This window comes from Protofrankia sp. CiP3, assembly GCF_917627345.1.
GTDB lineage: Bacteria > Actinomycetota > Actinomycetes > Frankiales > Frankiaceae > Protofrankia.
On sequence record NZ_CAKJTM010000234.1, the window covers coordinates 1 to 2,598 of the forward strand.

General features: G+C 66.4%; 4 protein-coding genes and 1 pseudogene. All 5 read right to left on the reverse strand.

Annotation, left to right across the window (positions count from 1 at the left end):
- Positions 1–182, reverse strand: a pseudogene (locus tag MJ797_RS26765) (hypothetical protein); the annotation flags it as partial.
- Positions 149–322 (reverse strand): hypothetical protein, encoded by a 174-nt coding sequence (locus MJ797_RS26770; protein ID WP_239342530.1) that lies wholly within the window; start codon positions 320–322, stop codon positions 149–151. The gene MJ797_RS26770 and the pseudogene MJ797_RS26765, both read right to left, overlap by 34 nt.
- Positions 323–597: 275 nt before the next feature.
- The gene (locus MJ797_RS26775; protein ID WP_239342533.1) at positions 598–1,164 is read right to left on the reverse strand and encodes a dihydrofolate reductase family protein; all 567 of its coding nucleotides are present in this window, start codon (positions 1,162–1,164) and stop codon (positions 598–600) included.
- Positions 1,165–1,835: 671 nt separating this feature from the next.
- Positions 1,836–2,243 carry a type II toxin-antitoxin system VapC family toxin gene (locus MJ797_RS26780; RefSeq protein ID WP_239342536.1) on the reverse strand — a complete coding sequence of 136 codons (408 nt, stop codon included), beginning with the start codon at positions 2,241–2,243 and terminating at the stop codon, positions 1,836–1,838.
- Complete coding sequence (locus tag MJ797_RS26785; RefSeq protein ID WP_239342538.1) at positions 2,240–2,485, reverse strand: AbrB/MazE/SpoVT family DNA-binding domain-containing protein; 246 nt, start codon at positions 2,483–2,485, stop codon at positions 2,240–2,242. The genes MJ797_RS26780 and MJ797_RS26785 overlap by 4 nt, the downstream gene beginning before the upstream one ends.
- Positions 2,486–2,598: the final 113 nt, after the last annotated feature.

A 2,598-nucleotide genomic window follows, 5' to 3' on the forward strand; every position in this document is an offset into this window, starting at 1 on the left:
TCTTGGGCGCAGTGGTCATCGTCGAGAGTTGCGATGCTGCCGATGTTCGTCCACAGCCGTCCATTCCGCGCCCGCCGGACGATCTCACCCAGTCGGGCACGACCGGACATGACAACAAAGTCGATCGCCAAGCCGCCCACCCGCAGGGTCAGCAGGAGGTGCCGGACAGATCGCGGTGCCATCCGCCGACACCGATGAAGTCCGGGTCAGGCGGCGCGGTGCGGACGCAGATTTCTAGCGTGCGGGCGAACGGCTGGGTGCGCAACTCCGCCGGCGGGCCGATCAGGCGCAGCGTGGTGTCAGGATGGCGACCCGGTCGCACAGCCGCTCCGCCCTGGCCAGCTGGTGTGCAGTCAGGAAGATGGTCACGCCGCGCCCACGACAGCTTGCTCCGGACCGGCGGGCTCCAGGAGACGAGACCCGATGCCGGCGTTATGCAGCACCAAGATTGTCAAATATCGCAAGGTTCGGATATCAGCACCATGCCAGTCAATGAACTTTTGTAGAATTTCGTGACTGATGTCGTAATTTCACGGGCCGTGTCGTACCGATGTCGTATACGACATCACCGTGAGACCAGCGCGTGGGTGCTGCTGCTCAGCGCCTCGTCTCGTACCTGGTCAGGACCACGCCGCCGGGAAACGTCCGCGTCTCCACCAGGTTCAGGTTCACCCAGCTGTCCAGCGCGGTGAAGAACGGCGTGCCGCTGCCCACCAGGACCGGATGGGCGGCGATCGCGTACTCGTCGATCAGCCCGGCGCGCATGGCCGCCCCGGCGAGCGTTGCGCCGCCGATGTTCATGGGGCCGCCGTCCTCGGCCTTGAGCCGGGTGATCTCGGCGATCGCGTCGCCGGTGACCAGGCGGGTGTTCCAGTTGACCTTGTCGATCGTCGAGGAGAACACCACCTTCGGCGTGTCCCGCCAGTTCCGCGCGAACTCGATCTCCGCCGGGGTGGCGTTGGGCTGCTGGTCGCCGGTCGGCCAGTAGGAGCTCATCGTCTCCCACAGCTTGCGCCCATACAGCGACAGGCCACTCGCCTGCTCGTGGTCGAGCCACCACTGGAACAGCTCGTGGCTCGGCGGTCCGCTCCAGCCGATGTCGTCGCCGGCCGCGGCGATGTAGCCATCCAGGGTCAGGTTCATGCCGTAGATCAGTTTCCGCATGGCTCAGCCTTCCGTCCGTGGGTGTCCGGCGTATGGACCAGCGCAGCGCGGGAAACTCATCGGTGCGCGATCTGGGCTCGCCGGTAGCCCTCGTGCTCGCGACGCGCCGCTGCCGATGGCTCGCCCGCGCACACGACTCCACGGCCCGCAGGGCTCCCCAGATCGTACGCCGCGATGCATACCGCGCGGTTTGAATAACGACACCCCACCGGTTAAATGAGATTCTTCCTTGCGCGTCGGTCCTGCGCACAACCGCCCGCCCGGCGGATCGTCGGGGACGAGTGGCACGGCGAACCGCGGCCATTCCTGTTCGTCGGCGGGCAGGGGACGTGCGGGTCAGCCCGAACCGTCGGACGGCCCCGTCGGACCGGCCGCGGGGATGGCGTACCGCCCGTTCACGATCCTGACCTTGTCCCCGGCCAGCAGGTATGACACCGCGTTCCTCGACGACCTCGGCTACGACACGGGGTTCGGGAGGAAGGGGCTATCAAGTTAGCTTGACAGCCCTCCGTGACCGCTGGCCCTCCGCCGAGACCTACTGATCAACCCGCCGGAAACACCGTTGACGACACAGTCCCCGCCCTGACCAGGGTGGATGGAATTTTCGGCAGGGACAACGTCATGCCACCTGCACTTGTCACTGCGTGACACGCAGAGGTTAGAAGACAAGTTTAGGGAGCGAGTTGCTCGGCGGTGGCTCCGACCGCTTCGTAGGTTGTGACGGCGCGTCGGTCCAGGCTTAGCAGTGTCGCGTCGTGCTCGGCCGCAGTGAAGGCGATGAGCGCGTCATATGTTGGGCCGCCGAGAATTTGGCCCGCTGCGACGGTGGCGAGGAGTTCCTGGTGGCCGGTTTCCGACAGGGTGAGGTAGGGGTCGGTGAACCGTTCGGTGAGGAAGGTGTGCACGATCGAGGGATGTGCACGGTGTGGGGGAGGAAGGCGGGTCAGTACGGAGTAGGACTCGACTGCGGCGTGCGCGATCAGGCGCGGGCGGCTCGCCATCGCCTTCTGCGCGAGGGTGTGGTGTTCGTGCCAGCTGGCGAAGGCGGCGACGACCACGCTCGTGTCGACTGCTTTCATCGCCGGGTTCGCTCGAGCGTCTCGCGCACCAGGTCGGCTGTGAGGACGGGGATCTCGGTGTCGGCGACGGCTACCAGTCCGTCGCCGTCGTCGACCAGTCTCATCGGCGTGGGAGTGGGGGCGATCTCCAGATGGCCGTCCCGTTCGGCGATCTCCAGGGGTTGGCCGGGGGAGAGTCCCAGGGCGTCGCGCAGTGCCTTGGGGACGACGATCCGACCGGCGGCGTCGATGGCGGTCCGCATGCCAGAAATCTACCATCGATGCCGAGGCTCTCGTTGGTATCCGATGAGCTGTGGACACCGATGATCCGGTTGACGCTCGACGGCTGGGTCGAGCTGGCGGCGCGCGAGTCCCG